General features: G+C 71.0%; 18 protein-coding genes and 4 pseudogenes. 17 read left to right on the top strand and 5 right to left on the bottom strand.

The genetic code is table 11. The features are described from left to right. Positions 1–174 precede the first annotated feature (174 nt). Positions 175–531, top strand: coding sequence for a response regulator transcription factor (locus tag AB0I60_RS35395; RefSeq protein ID WP_360738052.1), 357 nt, complete (start codon positions 175–177; stop codon positions 529–531). Positions 532–542: 11 nt separating this feature from the next. On the opposite strand, the gene AB0I60_RS35390 is transcribed toward AB0I60_RS35395, so the two are convergent. From AB0I60_RS35390 to AB0I60_RS35380, 3 genes are all read right to left on the bottom strand, one after another. Beyond that, complete coding sequence (locus AB0I60_RS35390; protein ID WP_360738050.1) at positions 543–2030, bottom strand: AarF/UbiB family protein; 1488 nt, start codon at positions 2028–2030, stop codon at positions 543–545. Further along, complete coding sequence (locus AB0I60_RS35385; RefSeq protein ID WP_360738048.1) at positions 2023–2301, bottom strand: hypothetical protein; 279 nt, start codon at positions 2299–2301, stop codon at positions 2023–2025. The genes AB0I60_RS35390 and AB0I60_RS35385 overlap by 8 nt, the downstream gene beginning before the upstream one ends. Positions 2302–2374: 73 nt before the next feature. Then, positions 2375–2671: a hypothetical protein gene (locus tag AB0I60_RS35380; RefSeq protein ID WP_360738046.1), complete on the bottom strand. Its 297-nt coding sequence runs from the start codon at positions 2669–2671 to the stop codon at positions 2375–2377. Between the two features lie 533 nt (positions 2672–3204). Between AB0I60_RS35380 and AB0I60_RS35375 the strand changes: the two genes are divergently transcribed. The 4 genes from AB0I60_RS35375 (at position 3205) to AB0I60_RS35360 (ending at position 6953) form a co-directional block, all read left to right on the top strand. Next, positions 3205–4713 carry a wax ester/triacylglycerol synthase domain-containing protein gene (locus AB0I60_RS35375; RefSeq protein WP_360738044.1) on the top strand — a complete coding sequence of 503 codons (1509 nt, stop codon included), beginning with the start codon at positions 3205–3207 and terminating at the stop codon, positions 4711–4713. Positions 4714–4764: 51 nt separating this feature from the next. Continuing rightward, positions 4765–5289 (top strand): LuxR C-terminal-related transcriptional regulator, encoded by a 525-nt coding sequence (locus AB0I60_RS35370; protein ID WP_360738042.1) that lies wholly within the window; start codon positions 4765–4767, stop codon positions 5287–5289. 182 nt (positions 5290–5471) lie between these two features. Further along, positions 5472–6029, top strand: a complete 558-nt coding sequence (locus AB0I60_RS35365; RefSeq protein ID WP_360738040.1) for a DUF6230 family protein — start codon at positions 5472–5474, stop codon at positions 6027–6029. 27 nt (positions 6030–6056) lie between these two features. Beyond that, positions 6057–6953 carry a DUF6114 domain-containing protein gene (locus tag AB0I60_RS35360; protein ID WP_360738038.1) on the top strand — a complete coding sequence of 299 codons (897 nt, stop codon included), beginning with the start codon at positions 6057–6059 and terminating at the stop codon, positions 6951–6953. A 215-nt stretch (positions 6954–7168) separates the two neighbouring features. On the opposite strand, the gene AB0I60_RS35355 is transcribed toward AB0I60_RS35360, so the two are convergent. After that, positions 7169–8437: a transposase gene (locus AB0I60_RS35355; RefSeq protein WP_360738035.1), complete on the bottom strand. Its 1269-nt coding sequence runs from the start codon at positions 8435–8437 to the stop codon at positions 7169–7171. Positions 8438–8502: 65 nt separating this feature from the next. Between AB0I60_RS35355 and AB0I60_RS35350 the strand changes: the two are divergent. Beyond that, positions 8503–8982: pseudogene (locus tag AB0I60_RS35350) on the top strand (tetratricopeptide repeat protein); the annotation flags it as partial. 63 nt (positions 8983–9045) lie between these two features. On the opposite strand, the pseudogene AB0I60_RS35345 reads toward AB0I60_RS35350, so the two are convergent. Further along, positions 9046–9217, bottom strand: a pseudogene (locus tag AB0I60_RS35345) (transposase); the annotation flags it as partial. A gap of 856 nt (positions 9218–10073) precedes the next feature. Here AB0I60_RS35345 and AB0I60_RS35340 point away from each other — a divergent pair. From AB0I60_RS35340 to AB0I60_RS35290, 11 genes and pseudogenes are all read left to right on the top strand, one after another. Then, complete coding sequence (locus AB0I60_RS35340) at positions 10074–11069, top strand: ParB/RepB/Spo0J family partition protein (RefSeq protein ID WP_360738110.1); 996 nt, start codon at positions 10074–10076, stop codon at positions 11067–11069. A 339-nt stretch (positions 11070–11408) separates the two neighbouring features. Further along, on the top strand, positions 11409–11579 hold the full coding sequence (locus AB0I60_RS35335) for a lysine biosynthesis protein LysW (RefSeq protein ID WP_360738033.1): 171 nt from the start codon (positions 11409–11411) through the stop codon (positions 11577–11579). A gap of 44 nt (positions 11580–11623) precedes the next feature. Then, positions 11624–12895 carry a DegT/DnrJ/EryC1/StrS family aminotransferase gene (locus AB0I60_RS35330; protein WP_360738030.1) on the top strand — a complete coding sequence of 424 codons (1272 nt, stop codon included), beginning with the start codon at positions 11624–11626 and terminating at the stop codon, positions 12893–12895. Then, positions 12892–13617: a sulfotransferase family protein gene (locus tag AB0I60_RS35325; RefSeq protein WP_360738028.1), complete on the top strand. Its 726-nt coding sequence runs from the start codon at positions 12892–12894 to the stop codon at positions 13615–13617. Before AB0I60_RS35330 ends, AB0I60_RS35325 begins: the two co-directional genes overlap by 4 nt. 16 nt (positions 13618–13633) lie before the next feature. After that, positions 13634–14221, top strand: a complete 588-nt coding sequence (gene cysC, locus AB0I60_RS35320; RefSeq protein ID WP_360738026.1) for an adenylyl-sulfate kinase — start codon at positions 13634–13636, stop codon at positions 14219–14221. Positions 14222–14271: 50 nt separating this feature from the next. Beyond that, positions 14272–14922 (top strand): response regulator transcription factor, encoded by a 651-nt coding sequence (locus tag AB0I60_RS35315; RefSeq protein ID WP_360738024.1) that lies wholly within the window; start codon positions 14272–14274, stop codon positions 14920–14922. A gap of 45 nt (positions 14923–14967) precedes the next feature. After that, positions 14968–15168 (top strand): annotated as a pseudogene (locus AB0I60_RS35310) (MbtH family NRPS accessory protein); the annotation flags it as partial. Between the two features lie 438 nt (positions 15169–15606). Next, positions 15607–17049, top strand: coding sequence for a cytochrome P450 (locus AB0I60_RS35305; protein WP_360738021.1), 1443 nt, complete (start codon positions 15607–15609; stop codon positions 17047–17049). Further along, positions 17046–18920, top strand: coding sequence for an ABC transporter ATP-binding protein (locus AB0I60_RS35300; protein ID WP_360738020.1), 1875 nt, complete (start codon positions 17046–17048; stop codon positions 18918–18920). Before AB0I60_RS35305 ends, AB0I60_RS35300 begins: the two co-directional genes overlap by 4 nt. After that, positions 18917–20710: an ABC transporter ATP-binding protein gene (locus AB0I60_RS35295; RefSeq protein ID WP_360738019.1), complete on the top strand. Its 1794-nt coding sequence runs from the start codon at positions 18917–18919 to the stop codon at positions 20708–20710. Before AB0I60_RS35300 ends, AB0I60_RS35295 begins: the two co-directional genes overlap by 4 nt. Before the next feature lie 11 nt (positions 20711–20721). Next, positions 20722–20852: pseudogene (locus AB0I60_RS35290) on the top strand (sulfate adenylyltransferase small subunit); the annotation flags it as partial.

Raw genomic sequence — 20852 nt, 5'->3', positions numbered from 1 at the left:
GGGTCGACCGGCCTTGACTCAGAGTGATTGACGGGCACCGGCATGTGCATTCGGCTGGAAGTCGTCGGATCCGAAACAGCCTGAATGGTCGCTGCCTCGCCCGGTATGCTCGGGTCGTCGGATCAGCCGCGGCAAGTCGAGCGCGGTTCGTTTGGCGTCGCGGAGGTGTCCGGGGTGAGTCCGCAGGAGCGCGATTCCGGTGTCGACGGGGTATTCACTGTTTCAGGTCTCATCCGCTTGGCGCGCATCCACCAGGCCATCGCCCAGGCGTTGCTCGCCCATGCCGAGAAGGTGGACCGGTGCGGGGCGGCGAAGTCGCCGGACACCGTGGACGACGTGGGGGGTCGGAACCTCACCGGCCGCGAGCGGCGCGTCGCCGAACTACTGGTGGAAGGTTTGTCCAATCGCCAGATTGCGCGGCAGATGGAGATCTCCGAACGCACCGTGAAGAATCACCTGCACTCCATCTTCTACAAGCTGGGCGTGGGCGACCGCACGCAGGCCGTCATCAAGCTGATGCGCCGGTCCTGAACCGGTCGCCGTCAGCCGCCGCGGTGCTTGCGCCACAGCAGCACGCCGCCGACCGCGGCGGCCCCGTAGAACACCTTCGCCGCCGTCGGCCGACTCGGTGCCGCGTTGAGGGAGTCGATCGGGATCTGCAACTTCCTGTTCGACAGGTCCCGCAGAATGCCCCGTGCCTGGGTGTAGCTGCCGTTGGCGGTCAGCAGGAGTTCCACCACGCCGCGGGCGAGGAACGACTCCGACAGCGTCTCGGCGGCGAGGTCGACCATGATGTCGGCCAGCTCGGCGCGCAGCACCTCGGCGGCGGACAGCTCGGGCGCCAGGTGCCGGATCGAGCCCTCCATGTTCGCGAACGACTTGCCCAGCATGGGGATCACCGGGCTGATCTTGATCCCGCGCCGGGTGGAGTGGCCCAGCACGGTGGTCAGGGTGAGGCCGAAGTTCAGCTCTTCCAACGACGCGGTCGCCGCCTTGGGCACCAGCACCGCCACATCACTGGTGAACCCGCTGATGTCGGCCCACTGCGTCGGCGTGCCCATCTCCACCCACGCCTTCGCGGCACCGTCGCCGTCGTTCTCCACGATGTTGATCAGGGTGAGCGCCAGCTTGAGGCTCGTCGGGCGGTCGAGCCGGCACACCATGCCCCAGTCGATCAGCGACGCGCCCCGGCCCGGCTCGACGAAGATGTTGCCGGGGTGCGGGTCGGCGTGGAACAGCCGGTCGACGAAGTAGCCCTGGTACATGTAGGCGAGCAGGTCGTGTGCGATCGCCAGGCGCTCGTCGGCGGGGAACGCGCCCGGCGGGACCTCCCGGATGGACCTGCCGGCGGCCAGGCTCTGCACCAGCACGCGAGGCGTCGCCAACAGCACTTCCGGCACGGTGAGGTGGTCGAACGCCGCTGCCTGCGCACGCCCGCGGTCCATGTTGCGCGCTTCGACGGTGAAATCGAGTTCGTCCTCGACCGCCTTGAAGATCAGGTCGAGCATCGCGTGCACGTCGACGACGCTGGTGAACTTCGGTCGTGCAGCGGCCAGCAGGGCGGCGGCCCTGCGCAGGAGGGCCGTGTCGGTCGCCACGACTTGCCGGATGCCGCCGCGCTGCACCTTCAGCGCCGCGCGGCGGCCGTCGGCCAGCGTCACCCGGTAGACCTGGGCGAGGGAGGCCGAGCCGAGCGGGTGCTCGACGTCGATGTGGCGGAAGAGCCGGTGCCAGTCGCGGCCCAGTTCGTCGGCCAGGACGGTTTCGAAGTCCCGGAACGGCGCCGCCGGCACCCGGTCGTGCAACTTGCCGAGTTCTTCGATGGTCTCCGCGGAGACGAAGTCCGGCCGCGTGGAGAGGATCTGCCCCACCTTGATGTAGAGCGGGCCCAGCCGTTCGAAGGCTTCCCGAACGGCCCGCGCCCGTCGCCCGCGCCGCAGGACGACGTCACTGCTCGTGCCGGTGGCAAGGGTGCTCGCGGCCAGCCTGGCCAGCGTCGAGGCGATCAGGTGCAACCGACCGTCACCCACGGTCGGCTCCCCGCTCGTCGAGCCGGAACGCCCGGCGCAGGAGCGAAAGCGGATTCGCGAGGCCGTCGTGGTGGACGGGTGATCCGGACAGGGCCGCGTTCAGCACGTCGACGAGGACCTCGACGGTGCACCCGGTTCCGGTGCTGCGCCGGTGGACCCGGAAGCGGCGGCCCGCTCTCAGGTCGTCGAGCAGTTCCTCGACGGCGACGACGCGCTGTTCGTCGACGTCGAGGAGGCTGCCGTCCGATTCTCGTACCAGCATCCGCCGCACCCGGCCGTCCCGCAGCGGCTCTTTCGCAATCACGCCTGGTCCCGTGTGATCACGTGAATCGGTTGCCGGTGGGTCACGAACTCTTCTTGGCGCCCGGGCTCGACGATCCGGACTGCGCGCCGGCCAACTGCTCGACGCGCTCGATCAGTTCGTCGAGCTCGCTCCGCAGAGCGGTGATGTCCTCGGTGGCGTCGGAGTCGTCGCCGTGCAACGCCCGGCGGGCCGTGCTGCGCACGTCGTGGTCCACGTCGTGGCCACGGTCGAGCACGTCGTCGATGTACTCCTTGGTGTCGTCGACGATGTTCCCCAGGTACCCGATGATGCCGCTGCGCTTGCGCGAACTGCGGCCCGTGCTCCTGCTGGTGGTCATGCCCGGTACTCCTCGGCTGGTCGATGTGCAAGGGAACGCGTCAGGCGTCGCCCGGGCGCGAACCGCCCGGGCGAACTCGGGAACGTCGAATTGCGCGGGCCGGCTCGGCCGCTGTTTCCGAACTCGATAGCGGGATCCGGCCTGCTGTCTCCGGTCCAGTGTGCAATGCACGACGACCACAAGAGAATGGGTCGCGCGCACTAGACCGATCGTGGCGCTCGAAAGGATCCGACCGCGATCCGCTCCCCATCGAGGCACAGACCGCCCTTCGCCCGCGACGAAAGCGGCCCGATGGTACCGGCTTCTTCCTCCTGCGCGACGGAGTGTCACCCCGGGCTCCATCCGAGTTGCGCTCGGACACCCCATCGGCGGTTTACCGGTCGGGCCCCGATGTTTGTAATTGGTCCCGAGCCGAAACGGCGCCGGCGTAATGCTCGTCGTATAGCGGCGGTCCGGGAAGGGATCTCCGGTTGCGCCGGCGCGTGCCGCCGACACCCCTGGAAGCGTCGACGCGAAAGCGAGGTGGTCGAAGTATGAGCGCTGATCCGTTCCGGCACTTGGCCGGTTCCCGGACGTGGGGCGCGGTACGGGAGATGAACGCGGTGGAGACCATGTTCTGGCGGGGGAGCACCAGCTCCGGGATGGACGTCAACCTCGTCGGCCTGCACCTGCTGGACCGCTCACCCGACTGGAACCGGCTGGTCGCCAAGCACGAATGGGTGGCCCGGGTGGCACCGCTGCTGCGCAGCCGTCCGGTCGAGCCGCCCCTGCGCGCAGGCCGCCCGTTCTGGGTCAACGACCCGTACTTCGACGTCCAGCACCACCTGCGCCGCGTGCGACTGCCCGCACCGGGCTCGCACCGCCAACTCCTCGACTTCGCCCAAGCGTTCTCGATGACCCCCTTTCCCGCAGGGTGGCCCCTGTGGGAGGCGGTGCTGGTGGAGGGTGTCAACGACCACGAGGCTGCCTACCTGCTCAAGCTCCACCACAGCCTCACCGACGGCACCGGCGCCTCCCAGCTGGTGCACCTGCTCACCGACGCACAAGAGGTGCCACCGCACCCCGAATTGCCGCCGCCGGCGGCTCCGGGCCGCGCGCGGGCCAACCGGGGGCTGCTCCTGGCCGGACGGCTGGTGCGGGTGGCCGGTGGACTGGCGCGTGGCGTTCGCAGGCTCCCGGTCACCCGGGCCGCCCGATCCACGGCAGGACCTGGTGATCGGAGGCCGGTGCGCGTCCGGTCGCGCGACCTCCTGCGACTGCTGCCACTCCTGCGCCCGACCCTGTCGGCGCTCGCGCGTGCCACCGTGCTGCCGTCGATCCCCCCGTCACCGCTGCTGGCCGGCCGCAGCCGGCGAGCCTGGTTCGACATGCTCGAAGTTCCCTTCGAGGCGTTGAGAGCGGCGGGCAAGGCTGCCGGCGGGACCTTCAACGACGCCTACCTGGCAGCCCTGGCAGGCGGGTTCGACCGCTACCACCGGCGATTCGGGATGGTGTCCGAAGCCCTTCCGGCCCTGCTGCCCATCAGCGTGCGCCGGCCGGGAGCGGTGGCCGGGGGGAACCACCTCGCCAGCTCCCGGTTCGTCCTGCCGACCGGTGAGCAGTCGACCACGCAGCGGGTACGGTTGATCAACGATCGGGTAGCCGCGATACGCAACGGCCCGACGCTCCACGCCCTCGGCCTGCTGTCCCGCCCCATCACCCCGCTGCCACCGTCCTGGGTGGGGCACATCGCCACGCAGATGTTCCGGGACAACGACCTGTTGGCGAGCAACTTCGCCGGTATCAAGAAGCCGATCTACCTCGCCGGCGCCAAGGTGACCGCCATCCAGCCGTACGCGCCACTGTTGTGCGGAGCAGCCTCCATCGCGCTCGTGTCCTATCAGGACAAAGCCTGCCTGGGAATCGCGCTCGACTCCGGCGCGGTCACCGAGCCCGAGGTCTTCATGACCTGCCTGCGGGAGAGCTTCGACGAAGTGCTGGGTCCGCCACCCGCCGGAAAGCCGCCGGCCGAGCAGGAAGGTGTGACATCCGGCCACCTGTGACCTCCTGCGCGGCAGAGACCGGAACCACCGTGACGACCGAGGAGAAGAAGATTGACCAGTACAGGCTCCGACGCAGTTGCCATCCCGTCGGCACGAGGACTTCCGCCCTCGCCGGAGCAGGAGCGGGAACCGGCCGATCCCGCACTCGACATGGTCAAGTACGCCTTGCAATGCGTCCGACAGGCTCTGGCATCCGTGGAACAGGCGGCACTCACGCTCGCGGAGGAACGGGGCGGAAGCCGGATGCAGCCCGAGACACCTCCCGTCGTCACCGCCCGCTACGGCGGTGGTGACTACGAACCCTGGTTGACCAAGCAGGAGAGGCGCGTGCTGACGCTGGTCGCGGCAGGGTTGTCCAACAGGGACATCGCCAACGCCCTGCAGATCTCGGAGAAGACGGCGAAGAACTACGTGCACACGGTACTGGTCAAACTCGATGCCGACAGCCGCACCGAGGCGGCGTTCACCGCCTTGTACGAGAAGCTGGTCGATCCCGACGAGTGCCACCGCGCCAGCAAACGGCAGCAGCCGGCCACGTGGCTGGTCCCCCCGCCGCGAAGCAGGCCACTGTCCTGACGACCGCGCACCACCGGACCTTCGCCCACAAACCGCATACACCACAACGGAAACTTCGGTGTCGTCATCACAGGCCATCGCAACCGGTCGAGGTCTCGACGCATCGGAGACAGCCACTGGAAGGAGCCGTCATGCCGCAACCGCGGGTTCACGGAAGAACGCGTCGTGGGCTGTTCGCCGGCGTGCTGACCGCAGGGCTGGCCTCGGCGGCCCTCCTGTCGCTGGCGCTGGCCCAGGGGGCACTGGCGGCGTCGTTCACCGTGTCGGGGACCAGCTTCAAGATCGCGGCCGACAAGCTGGAGGGAACGGGATTCGTCCAGTTCGGTGGAGTCGACAGCGGAGCGACCGAGGGACACCCGGTGGCGGCCAGCGCGTTCCGCACCGTGGTCCTCGACAACTTCTGCCAGTCGGTGTCACTGCGCTCCCTGCCGCTGGTCGGCGACGTGACGCTGCGGATCGCCTCTCCCGGTGAGGGCAGCATGACAGCGTCGGAGATCGTGCTCGGCGTGGCCGGGTTGAGCGGTGACCTGACCCTGGTCAACCCGCAGATCGGGGTGGACGCCGGACAGGTGTCGAAAGGCCCGCCCGGAGTGGTCGGCCAGGCCGGGGGGTTCGGCCAGCAGGCGGACGGGGCCACGATCATCGGCCCGAGACTGACGGCGTGGAGCGCCTCTGCCTACACGCTGCGCCTGAAGAACGCCCAACTGACCCTGCACAACGGGGGAGGCGAGTGCTTTTGACCGTAGCGGCGACGAGGGGAGGACCTCATGGGTAGCGGGTGGCGGCGAGCGGGCCGCGTCTGGCGGAGGTTCACGTACTGGCGTCGGAGCCGACCATTCGCCGCTGGTGTGCTGTTGTTGCTGTCCAGTGCCGTGATCGCCCTCCCGCCCTACGCCACGTTCCAGGTGGGGGATCTGATGATCTCCATCACGACCATGGGGGGCGTGTCGGCGTTGTTGATCGGAACGCTGCTCGCGGTCTGCGGCCTGTCGCTGTGGTTGCGACCGCAGTTCCGGTTCGCCGCAGGCGTGACCTCGGCGATCCTGTCGCTGGTCGCCCTGGTCGTGACCAACCTGGGGGGTTTCCTCGTCGGTACGTTCGCGGGGTTGACCGGGGCAGCTCTCGCCCTGGCCTGGACCGACCAGCCGAAACCACCTCGACGGCCGGTGCTGCACGTCGGCGTGGTGCTGCTCCTCGCGATGACTCCCGCCACCGGTGCCGGGACCACGAATGCCCGGGACACGCCGCTCGCGTCCAGTTGGACGGTGACGGCGAGCACGGTCCGGCTGGACGGCGTCGTGTATCACGGCATCGAACGAATCGTGGTCAACGGTCGGCCCGTCGAAACCATGCGGTTCACCGCAGAGCGCGTCGAGGCCGACAACCCGGTGCAGACCGCCGACCTGGGTGACGGGCACCGGTTGACGATCGCAACCGCAGGGCACGCCACCACCGCATTCGCCGCGTCGGTCGAACTGTTCGCCTTGAGGCTGACCGGCGTCGTGAGCGTGCTGGGCCTGATCGGCATCCCGGTCGACTTCACCCCGGCCCACCCACCACCTCTGGTACCGCCCTCCGTGGTCCTGACCGACGTAACGGCTGTCAACGCCCTGACAAGCGCCGTGGCGATCACGGTGCCTGACGGGAACCTGACTGTTCGGTAAGGGTGGACGGTGGTCCGACGTGGTTGATGCGCCTGGACATCCGGCCCGGCAGCCGACCCGCATGGCTTGGACCTGGGCGTGCACCCACCGCGAGCGTCGTGGCGAACCGGTCCGGAATCGGATGGGTGGAGGACAAGCCGTCTCCGACGCAGCGGCCTGTCGAGTACTGCGCAGTGGACCGGACGTATTCCTTGGTCTCTGGTGCAATGATCGCTTCAAGCGTGATTTTGTGGGACGACGTCGGAACACGTGCGGGCACTGCGGTGTTCGGGCGTAGGTGCCGAAACCCTCGCCGGAGGCGAGCCGGGGACAACTGTGGGGGCAACAGCGGTTTCTTCCAGGGTCGGCGCAGGTCGACCGCCGACCGGCGGGCGAGCCGGAGTTGGCTGCAGGTGGCCAGCAGCAACCAGGTCCACCGGTCGGCCTGCTCGGGCGTCCGGAGTTTCGGGGTGGTCCAGCCACACCGGTTTCGGAATCGCCCCGGACGGCAACCGGTCGACCTGCAAGCGGATCACGGTGCCTTCCAGGATCGGCAGGTTCCCGGCACGGCCGGCCCAGGCGATGCGGTGGGTCAGCCTCGGGTGCAGCCGGTCCCACGCCCGGACCAGGGCCTGGCCGTACCGGCGGGTCTCGACGTGTGCGGCGACGTCGGGCTCGCCCCACGTGCCGGGGTCGCCGAAGACGAACTCGCCGCCGTGCCGCCGGGGCCGGCCCAGGGCACCGGGCGCGCGCGGTGGTGCGGGGCGGCGCAGGACCCGGTCCGAGCGCATCCGCACCAGCACCACGATCGGCAGGTCCGCCAGGACATGGGCCAGGCGGGGGCCGTCGTAGCCGGCGTCGGCCACCAACAGGATCTCAGGATCCCCGGGCCGCCAGTGCCCGACGACGATCAGACGGTCCACCACACCGCGCACCTGGGCGGCGGTCACGGTCGCGGCGTCGTCGCCGGGAGTGAGCCGGACCGCGTCCAGCGGCGCGGTCCACGAACCACGCCCGGCCTCCAGCGCCACGACCACCGAACAGGGCCAGCTGGGCACCATCATGTGCTGGTCCTTGCCGCGACCGTAGGTGTGACACAGGATCCGCTGCCGAGCGGTGTGCGCCTCCGGACGCAGCCAACAGGTGACGTCCACCGCCGACACCAACCTGCCGTCCGCCGCGCGCGGGACCGACACCGCGCCGAGTGCCGTCTTCAACCGTACGAAGTCGATCCCGCCGCGCGCCGGCGCCGCATACCCACTGCCGTGTCCCCGACGATGCTCGCCCACCAGGGACAACTCGGCGATCGACCGCACCGGCCCGTCCGCGCACAAGACCGCGTCGGCGAGCTCGAACAACGCATCCGCACGCCGCGTCAGACGCTCATAAAGCGCCCGCCGGAACCTCGACAACTCCCCATCTGCAAGCCTGCCACCGGCATGAGGCACACTGATCACCGCAGCCCTCTGGTCGATCTTCCAACTGTCGCAAGAAGGAATGATCAATCACAGGGCTGCACCCATGATCAACGGGGTGCTCGAACACCGCTCGAAGGTTAAGACTTGAGCTAGGGCTCATCGCCCACCGCGCCGGCGACCACAGGCAATCCCTCGACCGGTACCGTCAAGCCCTCGGTCGATACCGCTCACTCGGCACCAGCTACCAGGTCGCGGACGCCCTGGAGAGCATCGGCTACCCTCACGCCGCCCTCGGACAGCACGAGCAGGCACGCGCGGTGTGGAGGGAAGCGCTGGAGTTGTACCGCGAACAAGACCGCTCCACCGACGCCGAACGCGTCCAACAGCAACTCGCTGAACTCGACAACCCCTCCGCTGACACGGCGGGGGCAGGTGAGCCGATACTCCGACTACTGAATAGGTGGCCGGTCAGCCGTCGCGCGGTCATCGCCCTGGTGGCTGACGACGACGGGGTCGGTTGTGCGACTGACTGTCGACACAAAGGTCCCTTCAAGGTGTCGTTGACCGACTCGACGAGTTGGCGGACGGACTTGAGCAGGGGTTCGCCCGGGTGCGGAGTCCGGTTGCGGTAGGACGGCCGGATCAGGCGGACGCGGCACCAGGGCATCGGGGTCGACGAAGTCGCGCGTCCACACCGCCAAACGGCGGCACACCTCGGCGTGATCCCAGGCCGAGGTGGTGACGAACTGCTGCAACTGCTGATGATCCATCCCCGAGGCGTTCGGCCATCGGCTGCATCGACTTGCGTCTGCCGTCCGACAACAGCCCGCGCAGACACAGTTCGCGCTTGGACCGTTGGTCATGCCGCGCGAACCCGCCGAACATGCCTGCGGCGAACTCCTCGATCACTGGGCGAACCAGCGCCAGCTCCTCCGTAGGCCTAATGCAACGCCTGCTGAAAGCAGCGTCGTCACTTCCCGCCCCCATGTCGGTTCCGTTGGGACAGAAGCGCGACCGTGCGCTTGTCGCCGGGGGAGCGTCGGCGATCACTCGGTCCGTACCGACACCCGGTCGGACGCCTCGAGGGGAGGCGGTGGTGTGCGGTGAACACCCGGTTGCGGTGTTCTTGCCGTCTTGTGGCCGGAGGATTGCGAGCTCGTCCACGTCGGTGGGAATCCGTTGTGACCTCGCGCGCGACATTTTTGCACGACTTGGCGTTCGGTGCCACGTGCTGGGCGCGGCCCGGCCTTTCGCGGTCGCATCGGCACAGGTCGGCACTTGTTCCCGCCGGCGGATCGGGCTGCGGAGTGCTTCGGAGACAGATGTGCCGGGCGGCCTGGAAAACAACCCTTCCGGCGTACTCGGTGGTACTTGAATGCGTGACCTCTCTGTGGTTCGGTGGTGTTTGAGTACGTTTTCGCCGGTATGTCGGTTCAAGGGGGTCCGGTCGGTGCCGGCTTTGCAGGGGTGGAGTCGCATTGTTCCCGTGCACGCGTTGCGGCGAGCCGAGGCGGTCGAGCGGAGTGGCTCGTGCGATAGGTCGTCGGCCGAAGCGGCGGACGCCTTGCGGCTCGTGTGCATCGACGCCTCGGGGCCGGTGGGAATTTCCCGGCTCCGGTGTTCCGCGTTCGTTTCCCGTGATCGGTGGCACCCCGGTCGCGGCACGCGGGCCGGGTGTCGTCGGGGGTGTCGTCGAGCGAGGGGGCCGGAGTAGTTGGACGAGGTGGACGCGGCGTCGACGGGAGCGGGCCCGGGTGCGGTGGCCTCGCGCGGGGCGTCGCCGGACCGGCGCGCGGACCGGTTCGCCGTGATCGACGTCGACCGGCTCCGGGGTTCGTACTCGCCGCGCCGGGTCGGCGAGGACCCGGCCCACGTCCGGGCGCTGGCGCGGGCGGAGGCCGAGTTGCCGCCGATCCTCGTGCACCGGTCGACGATGCGGGTGGTCGACGGGATGCACCGGCTGCGTGCCGCGGTGCTGCGCGGTCGCCGGACCATCGAGGTGGAGTTCTTCGACGGCGACGAGAGCGCCGCTGTCGAGTTGGCGGTGGAGGCCAACATCGCCCACGGCCTGCCGCTCTCCTCCGCCGACCGCGAGGCGGCGGCCCTGCGGCTGATCACGCTGTGCCCGGACCGGTCCGATCGGTCCATCGCCCGGTCGACCGGCCTGTCGGCCGACACCGTCGGTTCGATCCGCAGGCGTTCAACCGTCGAAACCCAACAGTTGAGCGGCGGTGTGCGGATAGGCCTCGACGGGCGGCGGCGGCCGGTCGACCCGGTGGCGGGACGGCGCCGCGCGGGCGAGTTCCTCGAGCGCAGGCCGGACGCCTCGCTCAGGGAGATCGCCGAGGCGTCCGGCATCGCCGTCGCCACCGCACGTGACGTACGCGAACGTGTCCGCCGTGGGGAGAGCCCGATCCCGGAAGGCCTGTACCGCCAGGCTAAAGGCGCGGACGACCAGGACCGGGGCGTGCCGCGCGGCCCCCACGACCGGGAGGCGGCGTTGCAGGCCCTGCGCCAGGACCCGGTGCTGCGCTTCACCGAGACCGGTCGGGCTCTGCTGCGCTGGCTCGACGCCGTCTGCGCGATCAGCGGCGAGCAGCAGTCCCGGGTGCTGGACGAGGTGCCCGCGCACTTGGTGTCGGTGGTCGCGGACCTCGCGATGAGGTGCGCGGAGAGTCTGCGGGCCGCCGCCGCGCGGATCGGCTCCTCCGGGCCGTAGCAGCGCCTGCGCCGGCACTGGGGGAACGGCGGATGCATGCCGACCGGCCCCCTGCTCCGCCCACGGGTAGCAGGCCGTGCGCGACTGCCGAAGCCGCCGGGACAAACCGGTTGGTCCGAACAAAGTCCGCCGGTAACCCGTTCGGCGGGCCCCGGGTGCTTTCGTTCGACCATCCGACCTCTCTGCTTGACACGGCGGCGCGCGGTGACGCTATTGTCGATGAGTAAGCGATCGGCGCGGTTAGGGGAATGCGCCGAAAGTCGAGTGTCGGGTAATCATCGCGTTGACGGTCGCCGCTCTCGATTTCATTGTGTCGTGGACCGAGCCTTGAGGAGACTTGTGACTGCCACCTTGTGCCCGGCGTGCGATGCGGGTGTCGTGGTCGATGGCGCGACCCTGCCCAACGAGATCGTCGAATGCGGCGAGTGCCGCAGTGAGCTGGAAGTGGTCACCACCGAGCCGGTGCTGCTCGCATTGGCGCCGGAGGTCGAAGAGGACTGGGGCGAGTAATTCCCCTTCCGCCGATCCGCCCACGACTCCACCGGGAGACCGACATGTCCACACTCGCCATGTTCGGGGGCCGCCCCGCAGTACCCGGCGGCACTCCGCCGCCGGCCTGGCCGGTGATCACCGAGGAGGACCGCGAGGCCGTGCTCGGCGTGCTGCGCACCGGGAGGTTCACGGCAGCGGCCGCAGGTGAGCAGGAGATCCCGGCGCTGGAACGGGAATGGGCCCAGCGGGTCGGCACGGCGCACTGCCTCGCGGTGGCCAACGGCACGATCGCGCTGAGCATCGCGCTCACGGCGGCCGGGGTCGGCCCCGGCGACGAGGTCGTCGTGCCCGCACTCAGCTTCGTCGGCACCGCGCTGGCACCGGTCCACCTGGGCGCGGTGCCGGTGTTCGTCGACGTCGACCCGACCACCTTCAACCTCGACACCGCACAACTGACGGCGGCTTTGTCCCCCCGGACCGCCGCAGTGCTCCCGGTGCACCTGCACGGCCTGCCTGCGGACATGGACGAGGTGCTGGCCTTCGCCCGGGCGCGCGGGCTCGTCGTGGTGGAGGACGCCGCCCAGTCGCACGGGGTGGCCTACCGGGGCCGGGTCACCGGTGCACTGGGCGACGCGGGCGTGTTCAGCCTCAACGTCTCCAAGAACCTGCCCACCTGCGGCGAGGGCGGCCTGATCACCACCGACGACCCGGCGCTCGCCGACCGGGCGGGCGTGCTGAGGCAGTTCGGCGAGCGGCTGCCGGACCGGGGCGAGCGCCCGTACGTGTCCGAGGTGGCAGGCTGGAACGCCAAGATCAACGCCATCCAGGCCGCGTTCACCAGGGTCCAGCTCACCCGGCTGGACCAGGCGCAGGCGCGCCGTGAGGAGAACGTCCGGCGGCTGCTGACCTCGGTCGCCGAGCTGCCCGGGTTCGCCGTGCCCACCGCCGCGCCCGATCGCGGGCACGGCTGGCACATCCTGCGCTTCCGGGTGCGCCCGGCGGCCTTCGGCCTGGTCCGGAGCCAGGCGTCGGCGCTGCGTGAGATCGTCATGCGGGCGCTGCGCGCCGAGGGTGTCGCGGTGTCCCGCTACCAGACGACGCCGCTGTCCGACCAACCGGTGTTCGCCGGCCGCACGGTCGCCTCCCGGTCGCTCGACGTGCCGGTGACGCGGGCCGTGCTCGACGACTCGTTCGTGCTCCAGCGGGTCCACCTCAACCCGGCCGCCGGGCCGGTGCTGGAGATGGTGGCGCAGGCGCTGGCGAAGGTGTGGGAGCACCGCGACCTGTTGGCGCGAGTGGTGGACGCGCGCACCCGCGACCGGGAGCCGGTGTGAGCGCCGCCGCGCGGATCGTGGCGCTGTGGAGCCTGCCGCGCAGCCGGTCGACCGCGTTCTTCCGGATGGTGCTCCAGCGGCCCGACTTCCTGGCCCTGCACGAGCCGTTCTCGACCAGGGCGGAACTCGGGTCGGTCGACCTCGGCGGCCAGGTGGTGCGCACCGAGGACGGGGTGGTGGACCGGCTGCGGGCGCTGTCCCGGGAACGCCCGCTGTTCTTCAAGGACACCACCGACGAGCGCTACCCGGCGGTCCTGGGCGACCGGGCGTTCCTCGCCGGCGACGTGCGCAGCACGTTCCTCATCCGGCACCCCGCCGAGACCATCCCCTCCTACTACGCGGTGAACCCGGACGTGCGGCCCGACCAGATCGGGTGCGAACACCTGCACGAGCTGTTCTCGCACGTGTGGCGGGTGACCGGCGAACGACCGGTGGTGATCGATGCCGCCGACCTGGTGCGCGAGCCGGAGTCGCTGGTGCGCGCCTACTTCGGGCGGCTGGGCGTGCCGCACCTGCCGGAGACGATGTCGTGGGGCACCGGCGAGCGCGCCGAGTGGCGGGCCACCGGCCGGTGGCACCGCGACGTCGCCGAGACGACCGGTTTCGAGAGCCGGTCCGCCCGGCACGGGCTGCGCATGGCCGACCTCGGCCACCTGCGCGGCCACCTGGAACACCAGTTGCCTTTCTACGAGGCGCTGCGGCAACACCGGCTGACGGTGTGAACACGGGAGGTCTGGGATGCCGGCGAACACCGGGCAGGGCTCGACCCTGCTGTTGACCGGGTTGTCCAGCGCGGGCAAGACGAGCATCGCGGCTGCGGCACTGGTCGAGCTGAGGTCGCGGGGACACCGCGCCGAGGTGCTGGACGGCGACGTCGTGCGCCGCGAGCTGTGGCCGGAGATCGGCCTGTCCCGCGCGGACCGGGAGAGCAACCTGGCCCGCATCGGCCTGCTGGCGCGGATGCTCGCCCGCAACGGCGTGGTCGTGCTGGTCTCGGCCATCGCCCCCTACGCCGCGTCGCGCCGGGCATTCGTCGACGCGCACGCGGTCGAGGGGCTGCGCTGCCACGAGGTGCACATCGCGACGTCGCTCGCGGTGTGCCGGGAACGGGACGTGAAAGGCCTCTACGCCAGGCACGCCCGGGGCGAGATCACCGGGCTGACCGGGGTCGACGCGCCGTACGAAGTCCCGGAGGAGCCGGATCTGCGCATCGAGACCGAGCACGTCGGGATCGACTCGTGCGCGCGGCTGCTGGTCGACCGCGTCGCGGACTGGACCACGACCGCCGCCTCGGCAGCCGGAGGAGCCGAGCGGGTTCCACAGTAGGTAGACGCTGAGCGACGGTGCTTCGGGGGTTCGTTGTGTCTCTGCAAGTCTTGATCTGTGATCAGCTGCCCATCGTCCGGGACGGTCTGTCGACCCTGCTGAGTTCCTCGCCCGACATCACCGTGGTCGACAGCACCAGCAGCGGTGTCCAGGCGTTGGTGCTGGCCCGCACCCGCCGCCCGGACGTGGTGATCACCGGGCTCGTCCTTGACGGCATGTCCGGCCTGGAGCTGATTCGCAGGCTCACCAAGGAGTTCGCCGATTCCGGCCCCCGCGTGGTGGCCTTCGCCACCCGCGACACCGACGAGGTGGTGCGCTCCGTGCTGGGCGCAGGCGCCAACGGCCTGCTGCTGACCGACGCCACCCGGGAGGAGATCACGGTGGCGGTCCGGGCGGCGGCGCGCGGGCAGACGATGCTCGCGCCGCTCGTGGCGCAGCGCCTGGTGGACTGGTTCAACCGGGGCGGCGGGCAGTCCGAGGAACCGTTGCGCACCGTGGTCACCGAGCTGACGCCGCGCGAGCGGCAGGTGCTGGTGATGCTGGCCGGCGGCAAGTCCACCGGGGAGGTCGCCGAGGACCTGTCGATCGGCATCACGACGGTGCGCACCCATGTCTACCGCCTGCGCTGCAAGCTCAACGTGCGCGACCGCAGCCAACTGGTGTCCTTCGCCTACCGGGCGGGCCTGATGCGCTCGGCCTGAAGTCCCCCGATTCCCGTCGACCCACGCCATCGAGCAGGAGGCACGATGACCGGCCGAACCACGGGCGAGACCTACCTGGTGGTCCGCAACGACGAGGAGCAGTACTCGATCTGGCCCGCGCACCGGGACCTGCCCCCGGGCTGGCACGCAGAGGGGTTCCGAGGTGCGGAGGAGGACTGCGTCGCACACGTCGACCGGGTGTGGACGGACATGCGCCCGGCGAGCCTGCGCCGGGCGCTCGCCGAGGCCGCCGACCGACCGCCCGCTGAGGCCGTCCTGCCGGAGGGGCCCGACTTGGTCACCAGGCTGTGTGCGGGCGAGCACCGGGCGCGGGTGGTGCTGCGGCCCACCGCGTCGGCCGAACGACTGGCTGCGGCGGTCCGCGACGGGTACGTGCACGTGCTGTTCGCGGACACCGACGGCGGTTCCGAACTCGGCATCGCCCTCGACCAGGACGCCACCGACGTCTCCGGTGCCGATTTCGCGGTGGGCGCGGGCACCGCCCGGCTGGTGGGCGAGCTGACCCTGGACTTCCACCGGTTGCGGTGCGAGGTCGTGGTGGACGTCGCCGACCTGACCGGCACCGGTTGCCTGCACCGGGTCTGAGCGCGGCCACCACCCGAGCCTCGCCCACCGTCCCGCCGCGGGACCAGACGACAGCACCAGCACAGAGGAGGCCGAGCCATGACACCTTCCGAGACGTCGCCGGGACCGCGACCGCCCGGACCCGAGGGCAACCCGGTCGTCGGCCAGTGGCGGTTCCTGCGCGACCCCCTGGGATATCTGGAGCGGGCCCACCGGGACCACGGCGACCTGGTGCGGCTGCCGCTGGTCGGGAGCCCGGTGGCGGCGTTCGGCCCGGACGAGGTGGACGCGGTCAACGAAGGACTGGGGGAACAGGTCGAGATCGACGGCGGCGGTGGGGTCGACCTGCCACCCCGGCACACCGTGCAGGGTCGGGGCGTGCTCAACTCCACCGGCGCCGAGCACGCGCTGTACCGCCGGATCTGCCACCGCGCCCTCGGTGGGCGGTCGTTGGCGTCCTACTCGACCATCGCGGCGCAGGAGACCGAGCGGCTGTTGGCGACCTGGTCGCCCGGAGACCACCTGGACCTGCTGCCGGTGATGACCGGCCTGACCCGGCGGATCTTCAAGCGGTACATGTTCGGCGCCGACCCGGCCGTGCGCTCGCCTGCCGCCGACGCCGCCGTGGACCTCTACATCGACATCCTGGAATCCACCCCGCGCAGGCTGGCGACGACGTTCCTGCCCGTCGAGGTCCCCGGGCTCGCCCAGCGCCGCAAGCTGCGCGTCGCGTTGGCGGCCATCGACGCGGAGGTCGAGGCCATCGCCGACGGGCGGGTGCGGCCCGCCGACCACTCGCTGGCCCGCGCGCTGCTGGACGAACTCGACCGGGAGGAGGTGCCCCGCGATCCAGGGCTGGTCCGGGACTTCATGCTCCAGCTGCACTTCGCGGGTCTCACCTCGCTGGCGTCGGCCGTGGTGTGGGCGCTGCTGCTGCTCTCACTGCACCCCGGGCCCGCGCGCACCCTGCTCGACGAGCTGGCGACGGCCGTCGAGGGCCGGGTGCCGCTGCCCTCCGACGTGAGGTCCCTGCCCTACCTGGAGGCCGTGCTGGACGAGACGATGCGGCTCTACCCGGCCGCCGCGTGGGAGGTCAAGCGCGCGGTCGGGCCGGTCGAGGTCGGCGGGCAGCGGTTGCCCGCCGGTGTGGCGCTGATGCTCGCACCGTGGGTGACCCAGCGCAGCGGGGAGTCCTTCCCCGAGCCGCTGGAGTTCCGTCCGGAGCGGTTCCTGGGCGGCCCCGGCGGCTACCCCTCGGCCGCGTTCCAGCCGTGGGGGATCGGCGAGCGGTCGTGCATCGGCAAGCAGTTGGCGCGCAACGCGTTCCGCTCCATCGTCGGCGGGGTCGCGCAGCGGTTCCGGCTGGACCTGGAGCCCGACCAGCGCATCGACCCCGATCCGGGGCTGCTGGGCAACCGGGTGCTGCCGAAGCCGGGGGTGCGGGTCGTGCTCGCCGCCCAGGACGGGGTCACCGAGCGGTCGGCGGCCCGGGTGCTCGGCTCGGTGGTCGGCGCGGTGCCGGGCCCGGAGGTCGGCCCGTGACGACCGCCCGGGCGGCCCGGCCCGGGTACTTCGCGGAGTTGCGCGGCGCGGTCACGGCCCGCCGGCAACTGGCCTCGCTGCTGCCCCTGGCGGGTCGACCGCTGGTGTGGGCGACCGTGCTGTGCGACCTGGCTTTGGGTGTGCTGCCCGTGGTGTTCGTGTTGGCCACCAGCGCGGTGATCGACCGGCTGCCCGAGGCGGTCGCCGGAGGCGGCGCGGTCTGGTCCGGCGCGCTGGCCCCGCTGGTCGTGGCCTCGCTGGCCTTCGCCGGCCAGCAGGTGCTGCTGCCGGTGCAGCACGGCCTGGGCGAGTTGATCGCACGCCGGGTCGACGGCCGGGTGTTCGACCGGCTGATGGCCGCCGCCCTGCGCGCGCCCGGCATCGGCGGGCTGGAGGACCACCACCGGCTCGACCTGCTCACCCGCGCGCGACGCGAGTTGGACCGGGGTTTCCAGAGCCCCGGCAAGGGGTGCGCGGGCCTGCTGCACCTGATCGCCCGCACGACCCAACTCGTCGGCTTCGTCGCGCTGGTGGGCATCGCGTTCTCGTGGCTCGCGGCGGCGGCGCTGCTGGCCACCGTGCTGGCGTTCCGGTATGGGCACCGCCGGGGGCTGCACCGGTTCTCCAATGTCTACCGGGCCGCCTCCGGCATCCGCCGGGAGTGCGACTACCTGCGCGAACTGGCCATGGGTGCGCCTGCGGCGAAGGAGATCCGGGTCTTCGGCCTGCGCGGCTGGCTCGCCGACCGGTATCGCGGGCGGCACCTGTCGTGGCTGCTGCCGTCGTGGTCGGACCGCCGCCGGATCATGCTGCGGCCCTTCTACGGCTACGCGGTGCTCGGTCTGCTGTCGATCACCGTCGTGCTCGGCGCGTTGGGCGTGGCGCAGCCGGCCACGGCCGAGGTCGCGTTGGTCGTGCAAGCCGTGATGGGCGCGCTGCGGCTGGCCGAGCACTACCCGGAGGCCGATCTCCAGACCGAGTACGGCGCCGACGCCTACAACGCCGTCCTCGCGTTCGAGCGCGGCATGGCCGACGACGCGCGCGCCGACACCGGGACGGAGCCCGCGCCGCAGCCCGAGGTCGAGATCGCCTTCCGCGGCGTGGCGTTCCGCTACCCTGGTGCGGCCGAACCGGTCTTCGAGGACCTGGACCTGACCCTGCAGGCGGGCCGCTGCACCGCCGTCGTAGGTGTCAACGGCGCGGGCAAGACCACTCTGGTGAAGCTGCTCACCCGGCTGCACGAGCCGGACCGGGGCGTGGTCGCCGTCGACGGCGTGGACGTCCGGCGGTTCGCGGTGGACGACTGGCGCGCCCGGCTCGCGGTGGTCTTCCAGGACTACATCCGGCACGAGCGCAGCGCTAAGGACAACATCGGCCTGGGCGCGGTCGAGCACCTCGACGACGAGGACGGCATCCGGGCCGCCGCCGAAGCGGCCGGGGTGGCGAGCGTCCTGGACGGGTTGCCCTCCGGCGCGGACACCCCGTTGGCCGGCCACGTCACCGGCGGTGTCGACCTGTCGGGTGGTCAGTGGCAGCGCGTCGCCCTGGCCCGCGCGCTGTTCAGGCTCCGGCACGGCGGCGCGCTGCTGGTACTCGACGAGCCGACCGCGAGCCTCGACGTCCGGTCCGAAGCCCGGTTCTTCCGGGAGTTCCACCGGCTGGCGGCGGGACGGACCAGCCTGCTGATCTCGCACCGGTTCTCCACCGTGCGCCACGCGGACCACATCGTGGTGCTCGCCGACGGCAAGGTGGCCGAGCAGGGCAGCCACGAGGAGTTGATGACCATGGGCGGGCGGTACGCCGGGCTGTTCCACCTGCAGGCCGACCGCTTCGCCGACCCGGTCGGCGGCGCACCGGAGGTGGTCGCGTGAAGCACGTCTTCTCCGCCGCACGCGACCTGCTGGCCCGCTGCCACCGGCAGAGCCCGCTCAAGACCTGGACCGCCGTCGTGCTGATGCTCCTGGCCGGCGCGATGCTCCCGCTGGCCGCGCTGGGGATCAAGGTGCTGCTGGAGGCGGCGAACGACGGGGACGGCGACACCGCGACCGTCGCGGGCGTGGTGGTCGCGGTGCTGCTGACCGGCGCGGTGACGCTGTCGCACTTCGCCCACATCGCCTACTGCGAGCTCGCCGAGCTCAACCTGGTCAACCTCGACGTCGAGTTGATCGGACTGGCCAACGGCTCGACCGGACTGGACGTGCACGAGACGCCCGAGCAGGCCGACCGGCTCGCCGTGTTGCAGGAAGAGGTCCCGCACGTCCGCATGGCGCTGCAGGCGCTGTTGACCGCCGCGAGCCTGGTGGTCGGCATGGCGCTGACCGCCGTGCTGCTCGCCGTGGTGGACCCGCTGCTGCTGTTGCTCCCGCTCGTGGGGGTGCCCGCGCTGTTCGCCGGCAAGCGGGCAGAACAGGTCGTCGACGACGCCCGCACCGCGGCAGCGGAGCCGAACAGGTTGGCGCGCGGCGCTTTCCGGCTCGCCACCGACGCGGCGTCGGCCAAGGAGTTGCGCGTCTACCGGTTGGCCTCCGACGTGCGGCGCAGGCACGCCGAGCTGTGGGGCGCCGCCACGGAGTTGCTCGCGCGCGCCCACGTGAAGGCGACCTTGCTGCGCGCACTCGGGCAGTTCTTCTTCGCGGCCGGTTACATCGGCGCGGTGCTGCTGGTGGTGTGGGAGGCCGCGACCGGGCGGGCGTCGGCGGGCGAGGTGGTGCTCACCATCGTGCTGGCCGCGCAGGTCAACATCCAGGTGGCCATCACCGTGATGCTCCTGCCCGCGCTGCGGCGGTTCGCGTCGGTGGACCAGCGGCTGCGCGCGTTCCGGGCCGTCGTCGCCGACACCGAGCAGGCGGCCTCGGGCGGTGGGGGTGTGCCGCCGGACCGGTTGCGCGACGGTATCCGGCTCGACGGTGTGTCGCTCACCTATCCCGGCGCGACCGAACCGTCCCTGCGCGAGGTCTCGCTCACCCTGCCCGCGGGCTGCACGGTCGCGGTGGTCGGTGAGAACGGTGCGGGCAAGTCCAGCCTGGTCAAGCTGTTGTGCGGGTTCCACCGCCCGGACCGGGGAACCGTGACGGTCGACGGGCGCGACCTGGCCGACATCGGCGTCGCGGCGTGGCGCGAGCGCGTCGCGGCCGGGTTCCAGGACTTCGTCCGCTACGAGTTCACCGCCCGCGAGTCGGTGGGGTTGGGCGACCTGCCGCACGCCGACCTGCCGCACGCGGTCGAGGCGGCGCTCGACCGGGCGGGCGCGGGCGACCTGCCGCGCCGGCTGCCCGACGGCCTCGACACCCGGCTGGGCCGGAGTTACGCGCCGGGTGTGGAACTGTCCGGCGGGCAGTGGCAGAAACTCGCCCTGGGCCGGGCGTTCATGCGCGAACAGCCGCTGCTGCTGGTGCTCGACGAACCCACTGCGGCGCTGGACGCCGAGGCGGAGCACGTGCTGTTCGGTCGCTATGCCGATCAGGCGTCCCGGCACGCCGCCGAGCGCGGTGCCATCACGGTCCTGGTGTCCCACCGGTTCTCCACGGTCCGGATGGCCGACCTGATCGTGGTCATGGCGGACGGGCGGATCGCGGAGGTGGGCGATCACGCCGCACTGGTCGCTCACGGCGGGCTCTACGCACAGTTGTACGGATTGCAGGCCGCGGCATACCGCAATTGACGGCTTGCGCGATGAAGGCAGGAGTGGCCAGGGTCATGCGCTCGCTGGAATCCGAAGCGATCCACATCTTCCGGGAGGTCGCGGGCGAGTTCGACCGGCCGGTGATCCTGTTCTCCGGCGGCAAGGACTCGACGTTGCTGCT

The sequence above is a fragment of the Actinosynnema sp. NPDC050436 genome (genome assembly GCF_040655415.1).
Classification (GTDB): Bacteria; Actinomycetota; Actinomycetes; order Mycobacteriales; family Pseudonocardiaceae; genus Actinosynnema.
Note: the sequence above shows the minus strand (reverse complement) of the source record. Positions and strands in the feature narration are given on the sequence as shown.

What these genes read in the sequence shown, in the direction of transcription:
- AB0I60_RS35380 (WP_360738046.1), bottom strand. Translation starts at nt 2,671, where the DNA reads ATGACCACCAGCAGGAGCACGGGCCGCAGTTCGCGCAAGCGCAGCGGC.
- AB0I60_RS35375 (WP_360738044.1), top strand. Translation starts at nt 3,205, where the DNA reads ATGAGCGCTGATCCGTTCCGGCACTTGGCCGGTTCCCGGACGTGGGGC.
- AB0I60_RS35360 (WP_360738038.1), top strand. Translation starts at nt 6,057, where the DNA reads ATGGGTAGCGGGTGGCGGCGAGCGGGCCGCGTCTGGCGGAGGTTCACG.
- AB0I60_RS35330 (WP_360738030.1), top strand. Translation starts at nt 11,624, where the DNA reads ATGTCCACACTCGCCATGTTCGGGGGCCGCCCCGCAGTACCCGGCGGC.
- cysC (WP_360738026.1), top strand. Translation starts at nt 13,634, where the DNA reads ATGCCGGCGAACACCGGGCAGGGCTCGACCCTGCTGTTGACCGGGTTG.
- AB0I60_RS35305 (WP_360738021.1), top strand. Translation starts at nt 15,607, where the DNA reads ATGACACCTTCCGAGACGTCGCCGGGACCGCGACCGCCCGGACCCGAG.